This window comes from Acinetobacter sp. 24-47-67, assembly GCF_056779735.1.
Genome location: NZ_JBWYIK010000002.1, coordinates 219558 through 245607 on the forward strand (window position 1 = coordinate 219558; position 26050 = coordinate 245607).

The 26050-nt window shown below is 38.7% G+C and carries 22 protein-coding genes; 6 read left to right on the plus strand and 16 right to left on the minus strand.

All coding sequences use genetic code 11. From position 1 onward, the window contains the following. Positions 1-25: 25 nt before the first annotated feature. The 4 genes from AC1M9K_RS05020 to tatA all read right to left on the minus strand — a co-directional run bounded on the left by AC1M9K_RS05020 (position 26) and on the right by tatA (position 3885). Positions 26-2233, minus strand: a complete 2208-nt coding sequence (locus AC1M9K_RS05020) for a PhoX family protein (RefSeq protein ID WP_481588677.1) — start codon at positions 2231-2233, stop codon at positions 26-28. 165 nt (positions 2234-2398) lie between these two features. Further along, entirely contained in the window at positions 2399-3181 is a 783-nt protein-coding gene (gene tatC / locus AC1M9K_RS05025; RefSeq protein ID WP_481588678.1) for a twin-arginine translocase subunit TatC, read from the minus strand. Then, positions 3178-3642 carry a Sec-independent protein translocase protein TatB gene (gene tatB / locus AC1M9K_RS05030; RefSeq protein WP_051586559.1) on the minus strand — a complete coding sequence of 155 codons (465 nt, stop codon included), beginning with the start codon at positions 3640-3642 and terminating at the stop codon, positions 3178-3180. The genes tatC and tatB overlap by 4 nt, the downstream gene beginning before the upstream one ends. A gap of 15 nt (positions 3643-3657) precedes the next feature. After that, complete coding sequence (tatA, locus tag AC1M9K_RS05035; protein WP_035266725.1) at positions 3658-3885, minus strand: Sec-independent protein translocase subunit TatA; 228 nt, start codon at positions 3883-3885, stop codon at positions 3658-3660. A gap of 172 nt (positions 3886-4057) precedes the next feature. Here tatA and AC1M9K_RS05040 point away from each other — a divergent pair, with 172 nt between their 5' ends. Beyond that, positions 4058-4933 (plus strand): AEC family transporter, encoded by an 876-nt coding sequence (locus AC1M9K_RS05040; protein WP_092766755.1) that lies wholly within the window; start codon positions 4058-4060, stop codon positions 4931-4933. On the opposite strand, the gene rdgB is transcribed toward AC1M9K_RS05040, so the two are convergent. Next, positions 4930-5559 (minus strand): RdgB/HAM1 family non-canonical purine NTP pyrophosphatase, encoded by a 630-nt coding sequence (gene rdgB, locus AC1M9K_RS05045; RefSeq protein ID WP_092766756.1) that lies wholly within the window; start codon positions 5557-5559, stop codon positions 4930-4932. The genes AC1M9K_RS05040 and rdgB overlap by 4 nt on opposite strands. A gap of 241 nt (positions 5560-5800) precedes the next feature. Here rdgB and AC1M9K_RS05050 point away from each other — a divergent pair, with 241 nt between their 5' ends. Beyond that, positions 5801-6109 (plus strand): GNAT family N-acetyltransferase, encoded by a 309-nt coding sequence (locus AC1M9K_RS05050; RefSeq protein ID WP_481588737.1) that lies wholly within the window; start codon positions 5801-5803, stop codon positions 6107-6109. 42 nt (positions 6110-6151) lie between these two features. On the opposite strand, the gene AC1M9K_RS05055 is transcribed toward AC1M9K_RS05050, so the two are convergent. The 7 genes from AC1M9K_RS05055 to AC1M9K_RS05085 all read right to left on the minus strand — a co-directional run bounded on the left by AC1M9K_RS05055 (position 6152) and on the right by AC1M9K_RS05085 (position 16063). Next, on the minus strand, positions 6152-6742 hold the full coding sequence (locus AC1M9K_RS05055) for a tetratricopeptide repeat protein (protein ID WP_180028340.1): 591 nt from the start codon (positions 6740-6742) through the stop codon (positions 6152-6154). Further along, complete coding sequence (metW, locus tag AC1M9K_RS05060) at positions 6739-7332, minus strand: methionine biosynthesis protein MetW (RefSeq protein ID WP_092766759.1); 594 nt, start codon at positions 7330-7332, stop codon at positions 6739-6741. Before metW ends, AC1M9K_RS05055 begins: the two co-directional genes overlap by 4 nt. Next, positions 7332-8492 (minus strand): homoserine O-succinyltransferase MetX, encoded by a 1161-nt coding sequence (gene metX / locus AC1M9K_RS05065; protein WP_035265259.1) that lies wholly within the window; start codon positions 8490-8492, stop codon positions 7332-7334. Before metX ends, metW begins: the two co-directional genes overlap by 1 nt. Positions 8493-8593: 101 nt before the next feature. Then, positions 8594-10291 carry a 2-isopropylmalate synthase gene (gene leuA / locus AC1M9K_RS05070; protein ID WP_035265262.1) on the minus strand — a complete coding sequence of 566 codons (1698 nt, stop codon included), beginning with the start codon at positions 10289-10291 and terminating at the stop codon, positions 8594-8596. A 317-nt stretch (positions 10292-10608) separates the two neighbouring features. Then, positions 10609-11292 carry a Fe2+-dependent dioxygenase gene (locus AC1M9K_RS05075; RefSeq protein ID WP_180028368.1) on the minus strand — a complete coding sequence of 228 codons (684 nt, stop codon included), beginning with the start codon at positions 11290-11292 and terminating at the stop codon, positions 10609-10611. A 64-nt stretch (positions 11293-11356) separates the two neighbouring features. Continuing rightward, positions 11357-13648 (minus strand): TonB-dependent receptor, encoded by a 2292-nt coding sequence (locus AC1M9K_RS05080; protein WP_481588679.1) that lies wholly within the window; start codon positions 13646-13648, stop codon positions 11357-11359. 276 nt (positions 13649-13924) lie between these two features. After that, positions 13925-16063 carry a TonB-dependent receptor domain-containing protein gene (locus AC1M9K_RS05085; protein ID WP_180028338.1) on the minus strand — a complete coding sequence of 713 codons (2139 nt, stop codon included), beginning with the start codon at positions 16061-16063 and terminating at the stop codon, positions 13925-13927. 265 nt (positions 16064-16328) lie between these two features. On the opposite strand from AC1M9K_RS05085, the gene tig reads away from it, so the two are divergent. The 4 genes from tig (at position 16329) to AC1M9K_RS05105 (ending at position 20699) form a co-directional block, all read left to right on the plus strand. After that, on the plus strand, positions 16329-17660 hold the full coding sequence (gene tig / locus AC1M9K_RS05090; protein WP_180028337.1) for a trigger factor: 1332 nt from the start codon (positions 16329-16331) through the stop codon (positions 17658-17660). Positions 17661-17852: 192 nt separating this feature from the next. After that, positions 17853-18464, plus strand: a complete 612-nt coding sequence (clpP, locus tag AC1M9K_RS05095) for an ATP-dependent Clp endopeptidase proteolytic subunit ClpP (RefSeq protein ID WP_035265270.1) — start codon at positions 17853-17855, stop codon at positions 18462-18464. A 33-nt stretch (positions 18465-18497) separates the two neighbouring features. After that, positions 18498-19808 (plus strand): ATP-dependent protease ATP-binding subunit ClpX, encoded by a 1311-nt coding sequence (clpX, locus tag AC1M9K_RS05100; RefSeq protein ID WP_035265272.1) that lies wholly within the window; start codon positions 18498-18500, stop codon positions 19806-19808. Positions 19809-19946: 138 nt separating this feature from the next. Continuing rightward, a complete protein-coding gene (locus AC1M9K_RS05105; RefSeq protein WP_481588680.1) occupies positions 19947-20699 on the plus strand; it encodes a DUF2846 domain-containing protein in 753 nt (250 codons plus the stop codon). A 27-nt stretch (positions 20700-20726) separates the two neighbouring features. Here the strand turns inward: AC1M9K_RS05105 and AC1M9K_RS05110 are convergent, their stop codons facing one another. The 4 genes from AC1M9K_RS05110 to pta form a co-directional block, all read right to left on the minus strand. Further along, complete coding sequence (locus AC1M9K_RS05110) at positions 20727-21269, minus strand: DUF2059 domain-containing protein (protein WP_035265277.1); 543 nt, start codon at positions 21267-21269, stop codon at positions 20727-20729. A gap of 71 nt (positions 21270-21340) precedes the next feature. Further along, positions 21341-22867: a fumarate hydratase gene (locus AC1M9K_RS05115; RefSeq protein WP_035265279.1), complete on the minus strand. Its 1527-nt coding sequence runs from the start codon at positions 22865-22867 to the stop codon at positions 21341-21343. A gap of 320 nt (positions 22868-23187) precedes the next feature. Next, on the minus strand, positions 23188-23589 hold the full coding sequence (locus AC1M9K_RS05120) for a hypothetical protein (protein ID WP_481588681.1): 402 nt from the start codon (positions 23587-23589) through the stop codon (positions 23188-23190). Positions 23590-23889: 300 nt separating this feature from the next. Further along, positions 23890-26034, minus strand: coding sequence for a phosphate acetyltransferase (gene pta, locus AC1M9K_RS05125; protein WP_481588682.1), 2145 nt, complete (start codon positions 26032-26034; stop codon positions 23890-23892). Positions 26035-26050: the final 16 nt, after the last annotated feature.

Genomic DNA, 26050 nt, shown 5'->3' on the forward strand with positions numbered 1-26050 from the left:
GGCATTTTCTATTTCAATGTTTGAATTAAGCAGCAGGAGTGTTTTCTTTCTTTTCTAGACTTTCCCCAACAATCTCGCCACCATCTTTACGAGTAATCACGACCGTCGCAGAGCGAGGACGTGTACCTTTACCACCGCTGATACTATTGCTGTGATTTGCAGGCCAAGTACCACCAGGATGCTGAACATTCACAAAAATAGCTTTATAGTCTGGTGTCATCGTTACACCTGTAATTTCACAGCCTGAAGGACCTGTTAAAAAACGACGTAACTTTGAATCATCAAGCTGTGCGCCAGCAGGAGTAAGTTGAGTGGCATTATTTGAACCAGCATTTGCAGAAGTCACTTTACCATCACTTACTTGACCTGGAAGTGCAGCGAGCATCATGCAATTCGTTTCATCTGTATAAGCGCCATCATCAGTTTGTATCCACAAGACACCACGTGGATCAAACCATAGGCCATCTGGACTTGAGAAATCATTTGCTGATGTGAGTCCAGATAGGTTTACACCTGGAAGTGAATCTTCTTCTGCGCCAAATAAGAAGATATCCCATACAAATGTTTTTGCTGTAACAGTATCACCAGTTTCACGGAAACGAATAATATGTCCGTTGATATTCCCGCGAGGAGTACCACCTTTATCATTATCAGCATAGTTACGAGGGTTAGCAGCATCAATTGTATGCTCACTTCCACGTAATGAGTTATTGGTTAAGGTGACATAAACCTCACCATTCTCTGGGTTTACTGCAACCCATTCTGGACGATCCATTTTGGTTGCACCAACTGCATCACCTGCTAAACGGGCATTTACCAATACATCAGCTTGATCTGTAAATTTGTATTTTGAATAACTAGCAATTAATGGATTGGAGATATTGAGTTCAATCCACTCACCAGACGTCTTTTGAGTTGCTTCATTAAAGTTAAATTTAGCAACATAGAATTTACCGTTATTCATATATTTATCACCAGCAGCATAACCGCCGTTGATATCTTTAGGGTCCCAAACCGCATCTGAAACAAATTTATAGATATATTCGCCTTGAGAGTCATCCCCCATATAGAAGGCTAGTGGTTGCCCAGGAATGGCACGACTCACACGGCAATCTTCATGAGCGAAACGTCCAAGAGCTGTACGTTTTACTGGGCGCTGACGACCATCAAATGGGTCAATTTCAACAATCCAACCAAATGTATTTGGTGAGTTTCTAAAATCTTGAGTTGCAGAAGATGCAGAGACTTTGGTTAACCAGCGCTCATAGACATCTTGAGGGAACAGTTGTGCTTGAACAGTGTGCCACTTATAAGAACTATTTGAAGCAATTTTATAACGTTTTAATGACTCCAAATCCTTTTCAGAACGATCTTTGTCATCGCGAGTAAAGTATTGGTTAAAGTTTTCTTCGGTGGTTAAGTACGTGCCCCAAGGCGTATAACCGTTACCACAGTTATTGATCGTACCTAATGTAAATGTGCCTTCTGGACTGATCTTGGTCTGCACCAATTCATGCCCTTTTACAGGACCAGCGAAATCGATTGGTGTTGCAGCTGTAATTCGACGGTTGAATACAGAGCGTTTATTTAGAGTGACTTGTTGAGTTGTTGGATTTTTTTGTACTTCAATCACTGAAACGCCGTGACAGTTGATTTCACGTAATGCTTCATCTTCAGAACGAATATCCGCTGAAATGGTATTATTCGCTGGATGTAAAATTGCTTTGTTATCTACATATTCATGGTTGAGTACCAGTAAACCTACATTTGACTCATTTTGATCATAACGGCTATTTTTCATGCCGAAATATGTCATACCGTCATGACATTCACCTGAACGCATGGTAAATGAAGCACCACTCGGAATATTATCTGCATCCCATTCAGGCATACCTTCAAAAAGCGGGTCTCCTAGTGCATAAATAACACGTGCTTCATATCCTTCAGGCACTGTGAATTCATTTTTAATATTTTTATCAACCGCTTTAAATGTTAGTTCAGTTGGCGTTTTTGATTTGTCGAATTCAGGTAGTGAAGGATTTGAGTTGTTATTGTCATTGTCGTCACTGTTACAGCCTGCGACTGAAGCTGCTACTGTCAATGCTACTGCACCACCAGCAGTCTTCTTAATGAGATCTCTACGCGTAATTTGCTTTTCAAGTAAATGGTGAAATTCTGGATTCCCCGAATCATTGCTATCGTAATCATCGTTAAAAGGTGTTAAATCAGTCATGTTCGTTCCTAGCATCTTGCTTGGTAGTTTTTAGCGTCACCAACAACTTAATGCGCAATCATGACAATCAAATGATAGATTTATGTCAGTTGAATTAAGCTTTTATTTAAAGAGTATGAAAAAGGCGAGTCTTAAGACTCGCCTATGTTTAAAAGGGTCAAAATATCAAAGTACTGACTTTGCTCTTCTATTTTCGAGTAATTTTCCAAAGAAAAGCCCCAATTCAAATAACATCCACATTGGTATCGCCAACATAATCATCGATAGTGCATCAGGTGGCGTCACAAACATAGAAACGAAGAAACAACCTACAATAATAAAACGTCTTTTTTCAACCAATTGTTCTGTGGTAACGACCCCAATCATAATGAGTAATAAAGTCACAATTGGAATTTCAAAAGTTAAACCAAAAACCAAGAATAATTTTAAACAGAAACTCAGATAGCTATTAATGTCAGTCATGGGTGCAACCGTTTCAGGTGCAACGCTAATGAAAAAATGTAAAATCGAAGGGAGGGCTATAAAGTAAGCAAAAGCAACACCCGCATAAAATAATGTAATACTTCCGATGAGTAATGGTAGAGCTAAAGCTTTCTCATTTTTATATAGCGCCGGTCTGACAAAAGCCCATATTTGATAAATGATAAATGGCATGGCGATCATTAGAGCAACGAAGAAATTTAACTTAAATGGTGCCATAAATGTCGCGGTGACATCAGTTGCAATCATTGATGAATTTATTGGGAGTTGAGCTCTAAGAGGCTCAGACATCATTTGATAGCTTTGATTTGCAAATGGTAATAAACAAAAGAATAAAACGAGAATGACCCCAACTATTCTAAATAAATATTTTCTTAAAATAATAAGATGCTTGGTTATTGGCATTTCTTCAAGCTGAGGATTATCTTCATTTGAAGAGATGATATTTGGGAGAGTATTGTGACTCATACTGCCTCCGCTAAGACTACATACGGTTTATTGTGTTGCGCCGAATTTTGAATATGAATAAAACTTTGCTTAGGTGTAGCGTGTCCTCTAAAAGGAACTGCTGTACTTTGCTGAACGCTTAAATACACATAAATAGATCTTGTTTCAGAGAGAACCTGTTGATCGATAGGTGGATTTAAATATTCATCGCTTAATACTGTGTGTTTTTCAATTTCCTGCATTTGCGCTTTCATTTTTTCTTCTAATTCTTGAATGCGCTTCATTTCAGTCTGCATTTGTTCTTTAAGTTCAGACATTCTTAGTTCACGATCAATATCATTTTGTACATTGCTGACCATACGCTTAATTTTGCCATACCATTTACCAGCAAATCGCGCACCCTCAGGAAGCTTTTCAGGTCCAAGAACAAGCAATGCAATGATGCCAAACATTAATAGTTCAGCCATACCAATATTCAGCATTACTGTTACCTACCTTTAATGTTTCGCTGTTGAGTTCAAATCATGAGATGTTTGATGTTCAATCGTGCGTGGTTCTTTTAATTGAGCAGATGTGCTCTGGTCTTCGTCATCCTTAATTGATTTTTTAAAATCTTTAACCGCACCACCAACATCTTTACCCAAATTTTTTAGCTTAGACGTACCGAACAAAAGTAAAACGACAATTGCGAAAATAAGTACGTGCCAAATTGATAATCCAGCCATGATATATTCCTTATTGAAAATGATCTTGAATGATTTCAACAGTTCTTTATGACAGCAAGTTGACGGAATTATTTCAGTTTGAAGTCATGGATTTTTTATGTGTGCAAGAGACTTATTCTGAAGTGAAATAGATGTTGTGCTAAGATGAGAAAAAATCTATTTCATATTTAATATGGTTCTTCTACTCCCACTAGTCTCCTTTCTCATCGGCTATTTTGGCGTAGAATATTTACAAAAAATTCGTCCCTTTATGGCGATGTTGTTGGCGAAAGTGCTGATTCCTCTCATCATTATTTACAATATGGTGTTTTACCAAGAGGGCAGTATATGGTTGATGTTATTTAGTTTTATCGCTTCATTTTTGCTGTATTTATTTGTTTATTACCGTACAAAAGACAAATTAGTCTCCTTATGTTCCAGTTACCTGAACATGGCTTGGCTTGGCTTTCCATTTGCATTCGCTATTTTTGGTGCGCAAGCATCTAGTCCTATGGTTGCACTTTATGTCGGGGGCTCTATTTTTGGTAATATTTGTGCAGTGACCGTATTAAGTGCTGAAAAGCAGTCTGCGATGGAGATTTTGAGAAAATTGACTTTCTCTCCACCGATTTTAGCTTTATTAGTTGCTGGTTTTCTTTCGTTATGGAATGTTAGTCATTTTCAGCAGAATGCAATGATTCAATCATTGTATATATTGGATAAGTGGTTAATGACCTTTACAGGGATGTGTATCCTTGGGATGTGGTTATCTCAAGTAAAAATTCACTTGTCCGATTTAATTGAAAGTTTAAAACTTGCTTTGATTAAATTTCTATTTGGTTTAGTGTGCTGTGCGGTAGCCTATTTTCTTCTACCGATTCCTCACGAACTGGTTGTTATTGCACTGATGTCTATGTTTTTTTTATTACCACCCGCAGCGAATATTGTTGCTTTAGAAACACATTATTCAGGAACAGGTGTTTCAGCCCAATATATCGCAGCGGGTACCATCGTAAGTTGCATGACAATTGGTTTATTTGCCATGGTTTATCATGGACTGATCGTTTAGTTCGTTTCGAGGCTTGCTTTGAATAACTGCATGGCTTGACCACGATGACTAATCTTATTTTTGTCTTCTTTGGTCATTTCAGCGCTACTAATATTGAGTTCAGGTAGCCAAAACAGTGGGTCGTAGCCAAAACCATTTTTGCCACGTGCTACTTCCAAAATTTCACCTTTCCAGATTCCTTGGAAAATCTGAGGTAAAGGATCTTCGGCGTGTTGAACTAAGGCGAGTACACACACAAACATCCCTTCAATCACGTCACCATTGTTACGTAATGGTGCTAAATCTGCCAGTAATTTAGCATTATTGGCAGCATCATCGCCATGCTCACCAGCATAACGTGCAGAGTAAATACCAGGAGCACCACCAAGTGCAGGGACGCAAATACCTGAGTCATCTGCTATAGCTGGTTTACCCGAAATCTTAGAGGCATGTCGTGCTTTGATAATGGCATTTTCTACAAAACTTAACCCATCTTCCACCGCATCCTCAATGTTCAGTTGACCTTGAGGAACAACGTTAACAGGGAGTTTTAATTCTTCAAATAACTTTTCGAACTCAGCTATTTTCCCTTTATTGTTACTCGCTAAAACTAAAGTACCTTGATCTAACCAATCTTTAGACGCCATGTTGAATCACTTTCTGTTTCAAATTTGAAGCTATTCTAACGGATATTTGCGATGATACAGATGAACTCATCTTTAAAATAACCAATCATTAAACATGAGAAATTTAAATAGCATTCATATTCGTCAAGCAGAGATCGCAGATGTTGAAAATATTGCGTCCTGCATTGCTTTAGCTTTGAACCACTTTGATGAAATACCAAAAAGTAAGTCCCTATTTTCAAAATAAGCTCTTGTATCACACATCAATCATCAAGAGATAAAATACTTTGTTGCAGAATTAAAGCAGTCGCTTGTTGGGATGATTGCTTACAAACAACCCACTCATATTTTTCATTTTTTTGTTCATCCAAATCTGCAATTTCAAGGCGTTGGAACTCATTTATTTAATTATGTGTTAGATCAATTAAATCAAACGGATATCCAGCAGATAACAGTCAATGCGCATATAGGGGCTGTTCATTTTTATAAAAAATTAGGTTTTACTTCACAGAGTGAAGTGGACATATTCGAAGATCTGAAATTCATAAGAATGAAGAAGATGATCGAATAAAAAAAGCACCGATAGGTGCTTTCTTCAAACTTATAAGCGTTACTAACGGCTTTGAATCCATTGATCAGCACGATCACGTGCAGTACGAATTTGTTCTGGTGTCAGGTTGGCAGCCAAAGCCGTCTTTTTTGTCTCAGACATATTGATCACTTTATTATCTAACATGCCATCACGTGTAGAAAGCTCATACCATTGGTAAGCACTCATATAGTTTTTCTTTTGCTCTTCCATAACGGCTAAATTGAAGCTTGCACGATTGTCACCATGACTTGCTGCTTTTTCGAAGTATTGGCGAGCTAAGGTTTCATTTTTAGCAACACCAATACCGTCAGCATACATACGACCCACATTCAGCTGAGCAGATGAAATACCTTGATCGGCTGCTGCCTTATACCAAACGAAAGCTTGCTTTAGGTCTTTAGCAACATCTTTACCATGTTGATAATGTGTTGCCAGATAAAACTGGGCAGCCGGTTGACCTGCTCGAGCAGCTTTTTGAAGCTCAGATACTGGCATACGTGAATACTGTGCAGCTAGTGCAGAAGTTGATGGTTGTTGAGGTACATAATCTGCATGAACTTGGAAACTCAACAACCCTAGAAATAATGAAGTACCTAAGAATAACTTTTTCATAGAGCGCTCACTCGATAAATCGCGACCTCGCCAAACAAGTTCGGGATATGCTTGCTGAGCAAACTCCCTTGTTGATTCCCATTCACGGCTAAACGGTCAATAATTTTAATTTGATTCTCAGCACAAAGTGCTTCGAAATCCTTAAACGTGCACAGATGGATATTTGGAGTGTTATACCACATATAGGGTAAGGCATCCGAAACAGGCATTTTCCCTTTTAAAGCAAGGAAAGAGCGTGTTTTCCAGTGTGCAAAGTTAGGAAAAGTAATAATTGCTTGTTTCCCAACACGCACCATATCGCGCAAAAGCACATCAGGTGCATCTACAGCTTGCAAAGCTTGTGCCATGACAACATAGTCAAATGACTGGTCTGCAAAGCGTCCCAAACCGAGGTTCAAGTCTTGTTGGATGATATTTAACCCTCGACTGACTGCAATTGCAATCTTTTCTTGATCGATTTCTAATCCGTATGCACGAATGTTGTGCTTTTTGCTCATATGAGCCAGTAATTCACCATCGCCACAACCAAGATCTAAAATGCTTGAATCAGGTTTAATCCATTTTTCTGCAAGCTTCTGATCGATACGCATTACACGGTCTCCTTAGGGGTTGAAGCAAGATGGTCTACACCACCTAAGAAAGCCCTTAAAGTTTTGACATATAAAGGGATAGGGAACAAGAATGAGTCATGACCTTGTTCTGCATCAATATCAACATAGCTCACAGGCTTATGATTGGTAATCAATGCATCCACAATCTCAACAGATCGGGAAGGAGAGAATCTCCAATCCGTAGTAAATGAAATCACAAGGAATTTACATTTTGTATTCGACATTGCTTTAACTAAAGATTGTTCATACTCACGAGAAGGATCGAAGTAATCCAAAGCTTTAGTCATGATCAAGTAGGTGTTCGCATCAAAGTTACGACTAAATTGTTCACCTTGATAACGAAGATAACTTTCAACTTGGAATTCAACATCGAAACCATACATGAATTTGCCAGATTTTAAATCACGACCAAATTTTTGCTTCATGGCTTCTTCAGAAAGGTAGGTAATGTGACCGACCATCCGCGCTAGAATAAGACCACGTTTAGGATAGCTATCTTTTTCTAAATAGCGACCATGATGAAAATCAGGATCGGACAAAATGGATTGGCGCGCGACCTCATTAAATGCGATATTTTGCGCTGAAAGTTTAGGCGCACTGGCAATAATGACACAGTTATTTAATCGGTCAGGATAATCTACAGACCACTGAAGTGCCTGCATGCCTCCCAAAGAGCCACCAATAATCGAGTGCCAAACAGTGATACCAAGACGATCAGACAGCATTGCTTGAGTTTTAACCCAATCGCGCACGGTCACTAATGGAAAATCTGGACCATAAGGACGATTTTCATTTTCAGGATTTGGGGAGGTTGGTCCTGTTGATCCGTTACAACCACCAATATTGTTTAATGCCACCACAAAAAATGTATTGGTATCAATTGCTTTGCCTGGCCCAATACAAGCATCCCACCAACCTGCTTTTTTATCATCTTCATGGTGATAACCAGCAGCATGATGATGACCAGAAAGCGCATGGCAGATCAAAATTGCATTGGATTTATCTGCATTGAGTGTGCCATAAGTTTCGACCATCAATTCGAAACGTGGTAAAACGCGGCCACATTCTAATGCGAGTGGTTCTTCAAATTGGAACTTTTGTGGAACAACAATGCCCACTGAGTCAGCTGGAAAAGACACAGGATAAATTCGCCTAAAATCTTAAGTATGAATAAATAAAAGGATACCACTTGAGGGTATCCTTCTAAAGTCATTTTCGTGCTAAATATTATTGCTAATATTTATACTGCCGCAGCGATCACTTGATCTGTGCTCAAAACACCTTGATCAATTAAACGATTTGTACATGCAATAATTCCTTCAATAGATGAAGTCACGATGTTGTCATGTACACCAGCACCGAATGCTGATTTACCTGTACCTTTGACTTGAAGTTCAATTAGTGCCAACGCTTTAGCATTTGCACCAGAACCAATGCTGCGTTCTTCATAGTTCACAACATCGATTGGCAACTGTAAAGCATCTAAAATTGCAGAGATTGGTCCGTTGCCTTCACCACGTAGATGTTGAACTTGACCACCGACTTCAATATCTAATTCAATGACTTGATTGCCATTTTCATCAGATAATCGATAGTTTTTCGCGACATAATGTTTATCTTTCTGATTTACATATGTACTTTGGAATAAACTCCAAATTTGCTCAGCAGAAACTTCTACGCCTTCTTCGTCAGCTACCTGTTGTACGACTTGCGAGAACTCAATTTGTAAGCGACGTGGTAATACGACGTTGTAGTTCGACTCTAACAAGTATGCGATACCACCTTTACCTGATTGTGAATTGACACGAATGACTGCGTCATAATCTCGTCCCAAATCTTTAGGATCAATTGGTAAGTAAGGCATATCCCAAATTTCTTCGTTTTTCTGGAACTCAAAGCCTTTTTTAATCGCATCTTGGTGTGAGCCAGAAAATGCAGTAAATACTAAATCACCCGCATATGGATGACGTGGATGAACGGGTATACCTGTACATTCTTCAATAGTAGAAATGATTTCATTAATATTTGAAAAATCTAGATTTGGAGCGACACCTTGGGTATACATATTTAATGCAATCGCTGCAACGTCAACGTTACCTGTACGTTCACCATTACCAAATACACAACCTTCAACACGATCAGCACCAGCCATGATCGCTAACTCGGATGCTGCAATACCGCATCCACGGTCATTGTGACAGTGTACAGAAATAATGACACCATCGCGGCGTTGTAAGTTGCGATGCATCCATTCAACTTGGTCAGCGTAAACATGAGGCCCAGAAACTTCAACAGTCGCGGGTAGATTCAAGATAACTTTATTATCTGGGCGAGCATCCCAAATTTCAGTGACTGCATCACAGACATCTTTTGCAACTTCTAATTCAGTTGCGGTAAAGCATTCAGGAGAGTATTGGAACACCCATTCAGTTTCAGGATATTGCGCTGCATATTCTTTCACTTTTTGAGCCGCATTCACCGCTAAGGCTTTCGCACCCGCTACATCAACATTCAATACTTTTTGACGGAATGTTGGTGAGTTTGAATTATAGATATGCACAATTGCACGTTTTGCACCTTGTAATGATTCAAATGTACGTTGAATCAAGTGATCACGAGCTTGAACTAATACTTCGATATAGACATCATCTGGAATATGATTTTCTTCGATTAATTTACGGGTAAAGTCAAAATCAATCTGTGAGGCAGATGGAAAGCCAATTTCAATATGTTTGAAACCAATTTTCACCAACATTTGAAACATCTTGAATTTTTGTTCGATGTTCATTGGTTCGAAAATAGCTTGGTTACCATCACGAAGGTCGGTGCTCATCCAGATAGGCGCTTTATTAATTTCGTTATTTGGCCATTGACGGTCAGGTAAGTCTACACGTTGGTACATGCGACGGTATTTTTTGCTTGGATCAGCCAACATCATGAGATAACTCCTTTCATAGCACAACATGCTTGGGTCTTGTGTAAAGGCACTGCGCTATTTATATCGATTGTGTCTATTCTATCAATTTACAAGTGGCTTACTGCATCATTTTGCTGAATTCTCTAAAAATCTTTTGAATATATAGAGCTTAGCTATACCGTCACAGTGCTTGTAAATTCTTTCTTTTATTATAGTGCGATCTTCAAGAGAATTATTCCCTGATTTAGATCAAAGTAAGATGAATGTGAAATTTTTTTTCACAATATATTTTTTTTTAATAATATTTTTCATTATAAAAATTAACTGTGAAAAATAAATTAGAGTTCTGCCCATTTTCGAATTAAATTGTGATAGAGGCTCGTGAGTTTGATGACTTGCTCATGTTGATCCCCTAATGCCATACGAAGTTGCTGAATAGATTGATCTAAAGTAAATAACATATGTCGATTTGAATCATCTCGAATCATACTTTGTACCCAAAAAAATGATGCCAAGCGACAACCCGATTGGATAGAAGTGACCTCATGTAAGCTAGTAGATGGATAAAGTATCAAATCTCCTGCAGGGAGTTTGACTTCGTGATATCCATAAGTATCTTCAATGACTAATTCACCGCCGTCATATTCGTGCGGATCACTCAAGAATAAAGTACAAGATAAATCTGTTCTCAAGCGTTCTTGTGAGCCTTGAACTCTGCGAATCGAATTGTCGACATGAAAACCGAATGATTGATGCTGTTCATAGCGATTAAACAGAGGAGGGATGATATCTAGTGGAATTGCTGCTGATAAGAATAAAGGATGTTGACCTAGGGATTCTAAAATAATATCACCTAGATGTTTGGTCAGGGGATGATCATTGGAAAGTTGCTGATTATGTTTCACTGTTGCAGAGAGTGTTCCAGCTGTTACCTTTCCATTGACCCAATCTACTTTAGACATTTCTTCACGAAAATATCGAACTTGTTCAGGGCTTAGAATATTTGGAATATGATGAATCACTACGATCACTCACTGCTTTAGGTGATGAAAAGCATAGCTTGTATAGAGCTATGCTGAAATGAAATTAAAACTTGAAATTTAAAGACAATACAGCATTTCGACCTTCAGCTTCAGTTGCATAATGCGAAGCATAAGCTTTCGTGAAATAACGTGTATCTGAGAGATTATTGACGTTCAATTGAAGATCAATATCTAAATTTACTTGATAGCGAGCCATGGCGTCATAACGAACATAGCCTGGTACAAATTTGGTATTTGCAGCATCTCCATACACTCGATCCATAGCTAAAACACCAGCACCTAATTGTAATTTAGGGAGAACTTGGTAAGTTGTCCACAAAGTGGCAGAGTGTTTTGCGACATTTTGGACTTGGTTACCATTAGTTGGGCTAGCCGAATAACTTCCATCGCTATTTTTGACATAACCTGCATCAACAATTTCACTATCTAAATATGTGTATCCTGCAGATAAAGCCCATTTATTTGTGATATTGCCGTTTAAGCCTAATTCAACGCCATCAACACGTGTCTCACCAATATTTCTTGTAAATCCATCACTATCTAAAGCGCGAGTATTTTCTTTTTCTGTACGGAAAATAGCAGCTGTAAGATTAATTCTGTTATTCAAAAGGTCCCATTTGGTTCCGATTTCATAGGTTTTGACTTCTTCAGGTTTGAGGTTGTTAATTGCTCTTGCTTGTGCATCAGTTGTATTGCGTCCTGGGACACTTAACCCTTCTGAACCATTACCAGCATCGATTCCAACGGGATTAGCTGAAGTCGCATAGCTTGCATAAATTGATCCATTTTCTCTTGGTTTAAAGGTTAATCCAGCTTGATAATTGAAGAAATCGTGTTTTGAATTATATTTTGTTCCTGCTTGAATTGCTGAAGTGCCTGAACCAGTATCTTGATTGTATTTCATTTCAGTTTCGAATTCATCCCAGCGAATACCAAGGTCAAGGAGCCACTGAGGATTAAGCTCAATATTATTTAGGGCATATACTGATTGTGTTTCAGATTTAATCTTCATGACATTTGGATTCGCTTGAACTTTACCTAGCCAAGCATCATTCGAATTGGGGTTATAAAGATCAGTACACCAACCATTTGAAATATTTAATGAGCATGCATTATTAGCACCACTACCGCCTATTAACGTGGTATTAGGGTCGGTTACAATGTTTGTGCCGCGTTCAGAATCTTGTTTACTGTATTCAGCACCCAAATTGAAATTATGTTTTATGATGCCTGTTTGGAATTTACCTGTTAATGCGAGTTGATCTGTAAAACTGTCAGTGTTTGTTAGGTTGGTATTTAGACGACGCCAAACTTTTCCATTTGCGACGTTGCCCTGACTGTCATCTGGTTGAGTCCATAAGTAATTATTTTTTGATTTGCTATAGACAGCAGTATTCGTCAAGCTTAGATTTTCGCTAAAATCGTGCTCTAGCTTAAGGGTCCCACTTTGATTTTCTTGCTTTTGAAAATCACGATTTAACCAACCGTAGTATGTACCCTGTTTAACATCAACGGGTGAGCCGACGGTCGCTTTTCTGTCAGTGTCGTATTTATATGGAATACCTGAATCTGGCTTATCATCAGACTTTAGGTAGTAGTAGGCTAGTGTCGCTCGAGTGGGCGTGTCTAACCCAAAGCTAATACTTGGTGCAATACCAGCACGTTCATATTCAGCGCCATTATGTTGTCCCGCTTTTTCATTCTGGTGACCCATTGCCACGACACGAGTCGCAATACCATTCCCAAAATCTTTATTTGCATCTAATGTGATACGTGCATAAGCATCAGTACCGCCAGCAACAGAGCCTTGGAAAGCATCTCCAGATTTGGCTAATTTGGAAATTAGGTTAATACTACCACCCGTAGAACCTCCACCACCTAAAGTAGAGGCGGAGCCTTTGGTGACTTCAACCTGTTCGACAGCAAACATTTCACGGTTTTGAGAAGTAGAGTTTCTTACACCGTCAACGTACATTGAACTTTCAGAGTTATAACCACGGATAAATGGACGGTCACCATTTGGGTTGCCACCTTCGCCCGCACCAAGTGTAATTCCTGGAACAGTTCTTAAAGCATCAGACAGCGTAGTCACTTGAGTATCTTGTATCTGTTTTTGAGAAATAACAGAGATTGATTTGGGAGTATCGAGTAGGGGAGCAACGTATTTAGCGTTTGAGGATTTGTCGACTTTAAATGACTGCTCTGATTGAGCCTCTGATTTAATTGTTTCTAAATGCGCTGTATCTTCTTGTGCAAAAGTTTGACCTGAAATAACAGCCAATGACGTTGCTATAGCAGATGAAACGATTTTTTTACGTGTTGTGATAAAGGCCATGTTTAACCTGATATGAATTTGTTTTCAGGTTGAGAATAATAATGATTCTTTTTTAGCTTTAACGGATCTTAAAATTGATATTTGCGATTTAAGTCAAACTAAATAACGGAAGCTTAAATGTAATAATGTAATATTATGTATATAAGTAAATGAATTTAAATAATATTGGAAAAATTAAAGTTTCTACATTTTTGTATGGCTATTTTTAATAGGGAATTTTATTAAAATAAAAAACCCTGCTAGCGCAGGGTTTTGCTAGAGAGAATCTACCTAGAATTAGAAATCATATGAAATAGATAACCAGTAGTTACGACCAGCTAAATATGTGCCTTCAGAGCTACGTCCAATTGAAAGATATTTATAAGCTTGTTGAAGATCGCCGTTAATATCTACATATTCCATATTTTGAGTAAAGTCTTTATCCAATAGATTGTTTACTGCAGCATTAATACGAATTTTATCGTTCAGTTGATAACTTGCACCAAGATTAAATAAATTATAACCAGAAAATTCGTTATTGGTTTGTTCCAAAATACTAATTGAGCCAGCGTCTGTAGGTTCACTAGTAAATCGAGGACGACCAGATTGATATTCATGTTGTAACCATAGGTCTAAAGAGTCATTAATGTGCCAAGTAGATGTTAGGCTAGCTAAATGTTTCGCAGTAGACTCTAAAGCATATCCTTTGTCTTGACCTTTAGTTATTTCTGAATCGGTATAGGTGTAAGCCGCTTTTAAGCTCCATTCTGGAATAATTTGATAATTTAGGGATGTCTCTAAACCATAAATTTCTGCTTCATCCGTGTTGAAACTCTTGCTATAAGAAGTTGCTTTATCACTAAGATTAGAGCAATCATTGGTGTTACAACTGAACGTTCTAGAAACGATCTTGTCTTCAACAACGTTGAAGAATGCAGTTGCTGTAAGGTTAAAATTATCAGAAGGTTGATAATTAAATCCAAGCTCATAGTTGATTGATGTTTCAGGATCTAAATCTGGATTTCCAAGACTCGGTGTAGCACCTTGACCACTATAACCATTGATTCCGTCGTAAAGATCCTTAGCGGATGGTGTTTTATAACCTGTACTTACGCCACCTTTGATCGTTAGTGCATCATTGGTGTTCCAAACTAAATAAGCCCGCGGACTAAATTGTCCACCAAATCCGCTATGATCTTCGAAGCGACCACCGAATGTGAAAAATAAGTTGTCTTTGAGTTGCCATTCATCTTCAGCGTAGAGAGACCAAGTATCCTGTGTAAATTCTTTTCCTATACCTGCAATATCATCTGCAATGGTTGTATCTTTGTATTCAGTACCAACTGTCAATTTATGACTTTTGATTGGTGCAACAATATGAGAGTCAATCACAAGATCTTTATTTTCGAGTTTTCGAGCTTGACCTGCTAACTCTGGGAATGCATCTGTTGGAATGGTGCGACCTTGGGTCTCTGTTGTGTTATGGCTTAGATAAGTTTTCCACAAACCAAAATCATAGTTACCATCATGACCAAGTGCAAATTGAGTTCGATTGAACTCAAGCTCATCGTTATAGCCTGCGATACCACCACGAGAAATAAAGTTTCCTAAACGTTGATCTGTGTTGTCATAGCGTTGGCTAGAATAAAAACCATCGATCCATAAAGCATTTTGTTCATCTAATTTAAAGTCTAATTTTGCACCATAATCATAATTATCTGCTTTAGTTGGGCGTGGATCACGGCTAGTCGAACCCTCAACAATACGTTCAGAACGTTGACGATCCAAATAGCTACCTCTTAATTGTAAACCTAAGCGGTCATTAATAAGTGGACCATTAATCACAAAACTAGATTTCCAAGAGTCTGCTTCAGCATTACTTTCCATAATGTTGCCACTCGTTGTGACATTTGCTGACCACTGATCTGCAACTTTTTTAGTAATGATATTGATCACACCACCCATTGCTTCTGAACCATAGCGAGTAGCCATTGGTCCACGGATAACTTCAATTCTCTCAATAGCGGCTAGAGGCGGTAAAAAACTATTAGAGGTTTCACCAAAGCCATTAGGTGTTACATCTGATGAGGTTGTTTGACGGCGTCCATCAATAAGAACTAAGCTATAGTCATTACCAAGACCACGCATCTTAACGTTAAGGCCAGATGTTTTCCCAACTCCAGAACGAATATCAATACCAGGGACATCTGATAAAAGATCAGCGATGCTTGTCGCATTTTTCTTTTCAATATCTTCTTTAGTTACAACACTAATAGATGCAGGTGCATTTTTAATATCCTGCTCAAAACCCGCAGCAGAAACGACAATTGTCGAAAGTTGATGAGCACTACTTTCATTTGAGGTATTTGCAAATGTTACACCGCTAGACAAAGCGAATAATGCAACTGTAAGAGGTTGAAGCTTAAACTTACTCATATTATGTTCTTCCGCTGGTATGAGTGATGCTTGAGGGCATGATCAAATTTGATGCAAATATTAATGATAAACTTTATCATTTGCAATAAAAAACAAACAATAATTAAGAAATATGAATTGAATATGGTCAAACCTTGTGAGCAAAAAAATATTCTCAGGTTCATAAAAAAGATGGTTTGAAAAAGGTATTTTGTATATCTTTGATTGTTGTCATATAATGTGGCACTTTAAAAATTGCAATTACTATTTCTATATCGAGGAAGCCATGCAAGTAACTTCTGAAGCGGTTTCGGGCGTAGCCCGTCGTTTAAATGTATCTGTACCGACGAGCCGTGTTAATGAGCAATTCGAAGCTCGTTTAAAACGTACTGCTAAAACAGTTAAGATCAACGGCTTCCGTCCAGGTAAAGTGCCTTTAAATGTTGTTCGTCGTGAATACGGCGCGAGTATTTACCAAGAAGTGGTAAATGATGTTATTCGTGACACAGTATTCGAAGCAATTCAACAAGAGAAAATCAATGCTGTAGGCATGCCTAACATTGAAAAAGTTGAAAACAAAGAAGATGCTTTAGTTTATGAAGCAACTGTTGAAGTTTACCCAGAAGTTTCAGTTAAGTTTGACGGTTTAGAAGTTGAACGTAAATCTACTGAAGTAAATGATAAAGATGTAGATCAAATGATCGAAAATCTTCAAAAGCAACGCGCGACTTGGACTGAAACAAAAGGCATGGCTAAAAAAGACATGCAAGTTACTTTTGATTTCGAAGGTTCTATTGACGGCGAAAAATTTGAAGGTGGTTCTGCTGAAGACTTCAAACTTGTATTAGGTTCTGGTCGTATGATCCCTGGCTTCGAAGACGGTATCGTTGGTATGAAGAAAGGCGAAGAGAAAGTAATTGATGTAACTTTCCCTGAAGATTACCAAGCAGAAAACCTTGCAGGTAAATCAGCTCAATTCAAAATCACAGTTAAGCTTGTTGAAAAACAAAAGCTTCCTGACGTAGATGCTGAATTCCTAAAAATCTTTGGTTTAACTGAAGAAGAAGGTGTTGAGAAGTTAAAAGCTGACGTTCGCAAAAATATGGAACGTGAAGTGAAAAACGGTCTTCGCAATCAAGTGAAAGGTGCAACTTTTGATGCGCTTGTAGCTGCAAATGAAATCGAAGTACCTGCATCTATGTTGTCTCAAGAAATTGACCGTCAACGTCAACAAATGATCCAACAGTTTACTCAACAGTTTGGTGCTCAAGGCGCTAAAGCATTTGATTCAAGCATGCTTCCAGATGAATTATTCAAAGAGCAAGCTGAAAAATCAGTAAAATTAGGTGTTTTGGTGAGCAGTATTCTTGCTGAAGCAAAAATCGAAGTTGATCAAGCACGTGTAGAAGCTTATATCGAAGATATGGCGACTTCTTATGAAGATCCTACAGAAGTTATTGAATACTTCAAAAATGATAAGCAACAACGTGCACAAATCGAAGCTGTTGTTTTAGAAGACCAAGTTGTAGATCACATCTTAGCGTCTGCTAAAGTAACTGATAAAGCTGTTAGCTATGAAGAATTGTTGAAAGAACAACAAGCTCGTCAACAAGGCTAATCGGTTATCCGAAGGAAGAGGCGCTTAACGCGCCTTTTTTCTTGTAAAAAATATGGATCAACTTGTCCTGTATTCACAAAGCCTAATTAAAAAATATCTGATATTTAATGGTGAATATTTTGCATTTTCGACAATTATCCCTCATATTGTGAAAATGTATTGAGTGACAAAAAATTCAGGAATAAATAACGTATGTATGTTCCAACAATTGATAATGCTTTGGTTCCAGTTGTCGTAGAGCAATCATCTCGTGGTGAGCGTTCTTTTGATATTTTCTCGCGTCTTTTGCGCGAACGTGTAATTTTCTTAACGGGTGAAGTTGAAGACAATATGGCGAACTTAATCGTTGCGCAAATGTTGTTCTTAGAAGCTGAGAATCCAGAAAAAGATATTCATCTGTACATTAACTCACCTGGTGGTTCAGTGACTGCGGGTATGGCAATTTACGATACGATGCAATTCATCAAACCAGATGTCGTGACATATTGTATGGGCCAAGCAGCCTCAATGGGCGCTTTTTTATTGAATGCTGGTGCTAAGGGTAAACGTTACTGCTTAGAAAACGCTCGTGTTATGATTCACCAACCATTGGGTGGTTTCCGTGGTCAAGCTTCAGATATTGAAATTCATGCACGTGAAATTCTATTTATTAAAGAGCGTTTGAACCGTCTAATGGCTGAACACAGTGGCCAAGATTATGAAACTGTTGCACGTGATACAGACCGTGATAACTTTATGACCGCTCAAGCTGCAAAAGAATATGGTTTGGTCGATGAAGTTTTAACGAAACGTCCGCAACTTTAAGCTGTAAAGCATAGAAATTTATTTGGAGTGAAGATGTCTGAAAATCCTCAAGGACAAAAGCATTGTTCATTTTGCGGTAAAACGCAGTCTGAAGTGGGTAAACTCATTGCAGGCGAGGACGCTTACATTTGTAATGAATGTGTAGATGTATGCTTAGATTTAGTTCAGACGAGCCAGCAAGTCGAAACTGGTGAATGGGCAACTCGTCCATTACCTAAGCCGCATGAAATTCGTGCAGCTTTAGATCAATATGTGATTGGTCAAGACACTGCGAAAAAAACGCTCTCTGTTGCGGTATATAACCACTATAAACGTCTTAAAGTGACTCAATCAACTGCAAAGTCAGAAGATCGTGTAGAACTTGCTAAAAGCAATATCTTACTCATAGGACCAACAGGTTCGGGTAAGACTTTGTTGGCGCAAACTTTAGCGCGCTTATTAGATGTGCCATTTGCGATGGCTGATGCAACGACATTAACTGAAGCTGGTTATGTTGGTGAAGATGTTGAGAATATCGTTCAAAAATTGCTACAAAAAGCAGATTACGATGTTGAGAAAGCACAGAAGGGTATCATTTATATCGACGAGATCGATAAGATTACCCGTAAGTCTGAAAATCCTTCAATAACACGTGATGTTTCAGGTGAAGGTGTTCAACAAGCGCTTTTAAAAATGATCGAAGGCACGGTAGCTTCAATTCCACCTCAAGGTGGTCGTAAGCATCCACAGCAAGAGTTCATTCAAATTGATACGTCTAATATCCTGTTCATCTGCGGTGGTGCATTCTCTGGTTTGGAGCGTGTCGTGCAACAGCGTCAAGAAAAAGGTGGAATTGGTTTCACTGCTGACGTGAAGACTAAAGATGACTCTAAGAAGTTATCTGAATTATTTAGTCAGGTAGAAGCTGCCGATCTTGTGAAATTTGGTTTAATCCCTGAATTCATTGGTCGTCTGCCAGTGATTGCAACGCTCGAAGAATTGGACGAAGAAGCATTAATGCAAATTTTGACTGAACCAAAAAATGCATTAACGCGTCAGTATCAATACTTGTTCGAAATGGAAGATGTTGATCTATTATTTGAAGATTCAGCATTGCGAGCTGTTGCGAAAAAAGCACTTGAGCGTAATACAGGTGCACGTGGTTTACGTTCAATTCTTGAAAACGTCTTACTCGATACGATGTACGATTTACCAAGTCGCTCTGATATTGGTACTGTTGTGATCAATGAAGCTGTGATCAATGAAAATGCTGAACCAGAATATCGAACTGAGCGCCAACCTAAACAAGAACAACAAGTTGAAGAAAAGGTCGATTTAAAGATTTTAGATACTAAATCTGCTTAATTGATTGTAATTCATCTGAAACGCGTAAAAAGTCCCACTTTTTGCGCGTTTTTTGTTTTTAATCTCGGATTGAGATGATAATCTAACGATAACAAAAATATGACATAGAATAAAAAGTATTCGTGATGAGGGATAATCATGCGATCAACCGTAGTAGTGTGTGCTTTGAGTCTGTTTCTTGTGGCATGTCAGACACATAAAGGGCTTAACGAAAATAATCAAACTCATGTGGTTTCAACGTTAAAACCGGTAGATTTTAGTGAGAAAAAAACTTTTGTATCTCAGAAGCTAGCTCAATATAAAGTTGCAGGATTTGATCTGGGCTCATGGGTAAATCAAAAACCAGGACAGTTTTTCAGCCGTGTAAAACCTCAACATCAGCAAGCCGCAGTGTTGTATCTGTACCGTCCTGATAGTAAGTGGAATCGTCAGGAAATTATTGCACCGAGTTTTTTTCTAAATGGTAAGCGCATTCCGAGTTTAATCAGCAATCATTATTATTGGATAGAGCTGGCTGAAGGGGATTATCAACTTAGTATCAGTCGACCTTTAACTGTGATGCATTTTCAAAAACCTTTGGTTGCAAGTTTTAGTGTTAAAGCGGGGCAGCAGTATTTCTTAAAATATGAAGAAGAACAGTTTCGAGGTGGACCAAATGGTAGTGAAGATCTCCTCAGAGTTGGACCATTGATGCAAATGCCAACAAAACAGGCATTAAGAGAAATTGGCATGACTCAGTTGAAAACGCCTGGGCTTAACTATGTTGCCGTTATTCAACCGAACGGAACATTGCAAAAATCAAAAGAAAAAATTAAAAATAAAGAATATAAAGCCAGTGATGATGTGCGCTTAACAGAACCTTTTAAGATATATGATCCACGCACATGGTAACTCTGATTCAGCAGAATGGTTTTTAGCTTATTTCGAGTCAGTATGAATACTTTGTTTTTGTAGTTGTTCTAATTTCTTTTGGACTTCAGCAAAATTCTTTTCTGTAGATTGTAAAGAGCCTGCAAGTTGTTGATTCAGGATTTTCATGGATTCTTGAGCAACAAGTGGACCTTTATTTAAAATGGATTGACCTGTTGGAGAGGAATAAAAGTCGATCTGGGCTTGAACTTCTTGGGCATCATAGACATCTTTATAAATTTTGAGATAGATCGGTTTAAGTTTTTCCCAAGAAGTTTGCTTAATATTTTCTTGGTGAATTTTATCAGCCAGTTCATTGGCAATAACTTGTTGTTGTGGTGTTAATTTTTCGGCCTTAACAATATTTTGAACAATGCTATAGGCCTGTTGATCAATTTGAGGTCGGATTTGTTTAAGCGTACTTTGTAAGAGCTGATCTAAATTCAATACTTGTATGAGTTTTTCGATTTGTTGATCAGTCGCTTGAGCTGCCATAACCGCAGGTGAGCAGATCATGCATCCGCTCAAAAATAATGTTCTTAAAATTTTCATGAGTATTCTCGGTATAAAAAAGCACCCTAATGATAGAGTGCTTTTTGAACTTGAGACAAGTCGAATATTATTTATTGTGCAGCTGCATCTACAACTGGAATTTTACCAATTTTAGCCTGCCAAATTTTTGGTGCAGTTGCGTGAACTGATGTACCGTTAACGTCTACTGCAACAGATACAGGCATATCTTTAACCACGAACTTATAGATTGCTTCCATACCTAAATCTTCAAAAGCGACAACTTCCGCTTCACGAATTGCTTTAGATACGAGATATGCAGCACCGCCTACAGCCATGAGGTAAGTTGCTTTATTGTCTTTAATTGCTTCGATCGCAGCAGGACCGCGGTCCGCTTTACCGATCATACCGAAAAGACCAGTTGCTTCTAAAACTTGACGTGTGAACTTATCCATACGTGTTGCAGTTGTTGGACCTGCAGGACCTACAACTTCGTCACCCACTGGATCAACAGGACCAACGTAGTAAATGAACTTACCTTTAAGGTCTACAGGAAGCTCTTCACCGTTGTTTAACATATCAACCATACGTTTGTGCGCAGCGTCACGACCTGTATAGATTGTACCGTTAAGAAGAAGTGTATCACCAGGTTTCCAAGAGTTCATTTCTTCTTGTGTGATGTTATCTAAGTCAACACGTTTAGAAGAAGATGAGTCCCAAGTGACTTCAGGATAGTCTTCAAGTTTAGGTGCAATAATATTTGCAACACCTGTACCGTCTAGTGTGAAGTGTGCGTGACGAGTCGCAGCACAGTTCGGAATCATACCCACTGGTTTGCCCGCAGCGTGACAAGGGTAGTCTTTAATTTTGATGTCTAGAACAGTCGTTAAACCGCCAAGACCTTGTGCACCAATACCCAGCGCGTTTACTTTCTCGAAGATTTCGATACGAAGTTCTTCAAGTTTATTTTGTGGACCACGACGAAGAAGCTCGTCCATGTTGATCTCTTCCATCAATGCTTCTTTAGCAAGCATCATGGCTTTTTCAGCTGTACCACCGATACCAATACCGAGCATACCAGGAGGACACCAGCCTGCACCCATGGTTGGTACAGTTTTCAGTACCCAGTCCACGATTGAATCAGATGGGTTTAACATTGCAAGTTTAGATTTATTTTCTGAACCACCGCCTTTTGCTGCAACAGTGATATCTACTTTGTTACCTGGAACAAGTTTATGGTAGATCACAGCAGGGGTGTTGTCTTTCGTATTCTTACGGCCAAAAGCAGGATCAGCAAGTACAGATGCACGAAGTACGTTAGAGTTTTCTAAGTAACCTTGGCGAACACCTTCGTTAATCGCGTCGTCTAAGCTCATTGTTAAATCAAATTTAACGTCCATGCCCACTTCAACGAATACGTTGACGATACCAGTATCTTGACAGATCGGACGGTGACCTTCGGCACACATACGTGAATTGATTAAGATTTGTGCGATCGCATCTTTGGCAGCTTTGTTTTCTTCACGGTCATACGCACGACTCATTGCTTGGATGAAGTCTTGTGGATGATAGTAAGAAATGAACTGAAGCGCATCTTTAACGGATGTGATCAAGTCGTCTTGCTTGATAATAGTTGTCATACAAATATCTCTTGAGCGGGCTGATAGCTAGCGGGCTAAATTATAAGACAAAATGATTAAGTTGTGGCTGTTTTGCTGAGGATTTGACCGAAAGTTTACGAGAAAGGTGGGCTGTTCTAAAGGTTTTGCTTGATATATTCATCATATCTGGAGTGAACTTTCCAGATTGGGCTATTTGCTTCCACTGTTGGTATTTTGGGGGTATTACTGTAGCTGCTATCTATGCTCTACAATAAGATCGAGTTGTAAGCTTTATATTCGCTTTTTTGTGTAGAGGTGTCTAAAAATCATCGACCTATCAAGTTAATTTACCTCTTCATTTATCCACCTTTAAAGAAGGCAAGTTCTAAAGCACGATATTCAGAAATCTGATACCCGACTTTGTTTTGCATTAAGTAGTAAAATTTTTCAAACATCATCTCATTTTTCAACTGATCAAGAAGTGTCAAATATGCTAAATACGTTTCTGGTTGTTTAAAAATTTGATGATGGGGCTTACTCTCGCTTAAAAATCTGAATACTCGGCTATCCCAAATTGCATATTGTTCGGGGTGAATAAAGTGCAATAGTTTAGATACGCTCACCAGTGAATTATTGAACGCACTTTTGAGAATTTTAAGCTCTTCAACTGTGATGCGATGACCCTGTTTGAATTTATTCAAAATAAGGATTAGATCATCTGCTGAAGTTAAATCAATTTTTTTTAAATCGTAGGCATCCATGAATAGGTGAAGCTGATCCCGATCACAATGTCATCTAAAGTTAGGGTTTCGCTACTTTTGAAAAAGTTCAAAAAATAAGAATAAGCAAGTAAATAGTTTTCCTGATCTTTGTTAAATTGATTTGCGATTTCAAAGATTTGTTTAAATATTTCTGAATGACTTTTCAATGTTAAGGGCATATGACTATCATTTTAATATACAGAAAAAACAAATCTATTTGATTTTATTGATGTCTCAAAATAAAAAACCACCCCATCTTTCGAAAGGGTAGGTAACGCGGAGACATCAATTGTTAGAAGCTTAAGATGCCAATTGTTGATCTGCTTGAATGGCAGTCAATGCAATGGTGAATACAATGTCATCGACCAAAGCTCCTCGAGATAAGTCGTTGACCGGCTTATTTAAACCTTGCAACATTGGTCCAACACTTACAACGTTTGCAGAGCGTTGAACAGCTTTATAGGTGGTATTACCTGTATTAAGATCTGGGAAAATAAAGACATTGGCACGTCCAGCCACTTGAGAGTCAGGAGCCTTAGAACGTCCCACACTTTCGACAGATGCAGCATCATATTGAAGGGGGCCATCGATCAATAAATCTGGACGACGTTCTTTTGCGATGCGTGTTGCTTCAGCAACTTTTTCAACATCAGCACCTGTGCCAGATGTACCAGTTGAATATGAAATCATGGCAATACGTGGATCAATACCAAACGCTTTGGCTGAATCGGCAGATTGAATCGCGATTTCAGCAAGTTGCTCTGCATTAGGATCTGGATTGATTGCACAGTCACCATAAACATACACTTCATCTGGTAATAACATAAAGAAAACAGACGAAACTAAAGAGTAATCAGGTGCCGTTTTAATCAACTGAAATGCAGGGCGAACTGTATTGGCTGTGGTATGAACTGCACCTGAAACTAATCCATCCACTTGATCTAGTGCTAACATCATCGTTCCAAGAACCACTGTATCTTGTAACTGTTCTTTCGCTTGCAGTTCATTTAACTTGCCTTTACGCAACTCTACCATTTGCGCAATATAGTTGTCGCGAATGAGGTCTGGATCAATGATTTCTAAATCATCAGGTAATTCAATCCCTCGAGCTTTGGCTACATCTAAAACTGCTTCTGGTTTTGCCAGTAAGATACAGTGAGCAATACCACGTGATTGGCAGATCGCGGCTGCTTGAATCGTACGAGGTTCATCACCTTCAGGAAGAACAATTCTTTTCTTCGCTGCAATTGATTTTTGTACCAGCTCATGACGGAATGCAGATGGGGAAAGTCGTGGTTGGTATGAGCCATTCAGCAACTGCGTTACCCAATCCGCATCAATATGGCTAGATACAAATCGAGTGACTTGTTCAGCGCGAGCTGTATCATCTACAGGAATTTCATTGCTTAAATTAGCCAGTTGGGTTGCCGTTTCAAAGGTACTCAATGGTGTGTGTAAAATAGGTAAGCCCTGTTTTATTGCTGCTTGGCAGAAAGCCAGTACTTGTTGATTAGGTGCATAATGTTCAGTCAATACTAAACCAGCAAGAGGGATACCATTGCTGCTTGCTAAACTACTTGCAAGTAAGACATCAATACGATCTGATGCGCTAATAATCAGTTCGCCTGCCGTGAATTTGTGCAGTTCGCGCTCGATATTTGAAGCGATCAGGCTACTATGCAGAACACGTCGTTGTGCAGCCTCACCTAAGTTAATCCATTCTGCTTGAATATGTTGCGCGATATCAGACATTCGCGGCACACTTAAAGTATTACTAAATGGTACTAATGCAATAACAGGAAGTTGTTCGGAACCAATCAGTGGATGTGTTTTTTGAATTTCCCCAACAAATTGTTGAGTCTCTTGTGTCAGACGCAGACTTGGATCAATGGTCACTGGAATCTGTGCAGACTCCTCGGACAGACCTTTGGTTCGCATGAACAGCACACCAGCTGTTCGGTTGCTGTTTGCTCCACCAAAATTACGTAATTGGGTTTCTACTTTTTCTGCTGTATAGGCTGGTTGTTTGATATCAGCATTGCTCACAATGATGACTTTCGCATCTAGTGCTTGAGCAAGTTGAGCATTCAGTTCAGATGCAAAACTATCACGACTGTTTGGAACTAACCCTTCCACAATAATAAGATCATGTTTTTTAGCAATTTGACGATGTAGACGAACAGCTTCTTCTAATAACTCATCACTTTCACCAGCATTTAATTGCTGAACTACATTTTGATATGAGATTGGTTCAACTGTTTCGTTCTGAGAAACATGGCGGAATAACGCTGTGGTGCGATCGAAATTTTCAGCATGTACTTCTTGTGAAAATGGCTTAACAAAACCAGCTTTTACACCTTGACACTCAAGTGCATAAATTAAGCCTAAACACGCTGATGTCAGACCTACACTTTCACCAGTTGGAACAAGTACAATTGTTTTCATATCATCAAAATCTATA

Bases quoted from the DNA above. Each gene is read 5' to 3' on its own strand.
- AC1M9K_RS05020 (WP_481588677.1), bottom strand. From the start codon at position 2,233: ATGACTGATTTAACACCTTTTAACGATGATTACGATAGCAATGATTCG.
- tatC (WP_481588678.1), bottom strand. From the start codon at position 3,181: ATGAGTCACAATACTCTCCCAAATATCATCTCTTCAAATGAAGATAAT.
- tatB (WP_051586559.1), bottom strand. From the start codon at position 3,642: ATGCTGAATATTGGTATGGCTGAACTATTAATGTTTGGCATCATTGCA.
- tatA (WP_035266725.1), bottom strand. From the start codon at position 3,885: ATGGCTGGATTATCAATTTGGCACGTACTTATTTTCGCAATTGTCGTT.
- AC1M9K_RS05040 (WP_092766755.1), top strand. From the start codon at position 4,058: ATGGTTCTTCTACTCCCACTAGTCTCCTTTCTCATCGGCTATTTTGGC.
- rdgB (WP_092766756.1), bottom strand. From the start codon at position 5,559: ATGGCGTCTAAAGATTGGTTAGATCAAGGTACTTTAGTTTTAGCGAGT.
- AC1M9K_RS05055 (WP_180028340.1), bottom strand. From the start codon at position 6,742: ATGAAAAAGTTATTCTTAGGTACTTCATTATTTCTAGGGTTGTTGAGT.
- metW (WP_092766759.1), bottom strand. From the start codon at position 7,332: ATGCGTATCGATCAGAAGCTTGCAGAAAAATGGATTAAACCTGATTCA.
- leuA (WP_035265262.1), bottom strand. From the start codon at position 10,291: ATGATGTTGGCTGATCCAAGCAAAAAATACCGTCGCATGTACCAACGT.
- AC1M9K_RS05080 (WP_481588679.1), bottom strand. From the start codon at position 13,648: ATGGCCTTTATCACAACACGTAAAAAAATCGTTTCATCTGCTATAGCA.
- AC1M9K_RS05085 (WP_180028338.1), bottom strand. From the start codon at position 16,063: ATGAGTAAGTTTAAGCTTCAACCTCTTACAGTTGCATTATTCGCTTTG.
- tig (WP_180028337.1), top strand. From the start codon at position 16,329: ATGCAAGTAACTTCTGAAGCGGTTTCGGGCGTAGCCCGTCGTTTAAAT.
- clpP (WP_035265270.1), top strand. From the start codon at position 17,853: ATGTATGTTCCAACAATTGATAATGCTTTGGTTCCAGTTGTCGTAGAG.
- clpX (WP_035265272.1), top strand. From the start codon at position 18,498: ATGTCTGAAAATCCTCAAGGACAAAAGCATTGTTCATTTTGCGGTAAA.
- AC1M9K_RS05105 (WP_481588680.1), top strand. From the start codon at position 19,947: ATGCGATCAACCGTAGTAGTGTGTGCTTTGAGTCTGTTTCTTGTGGCA.
- AC1M9K_RS05110 (WP_035265277.1), bottom strand. From the start codon at position 21,269: ATGAAAATTTTAAGAACATTATTTTTGAGCGGATGCATGATCTGCTCA.
- AC1M9K_RS05115 (WP_035265279.1), bottom strand. From the start codon at position 22,867: ATGACAACTATTATCAAGCAAGACGACTTGATCACATCCGTTAAAGAT.
- AC1M9K_RS05120 (WP_481588681.1), bottom strand. From the start codon at position 23,589: ATGGATGCCTACGATTTAAAAAAAATTGATTTAACTTCAGCAGATGAT.
- pta (WP_481588682.1), bottom strand. From the start codon at position 26,034: ATGAAAACAATTGTACTTGTTCCAACTGGTGAAAGTGTAGGTCTGACA.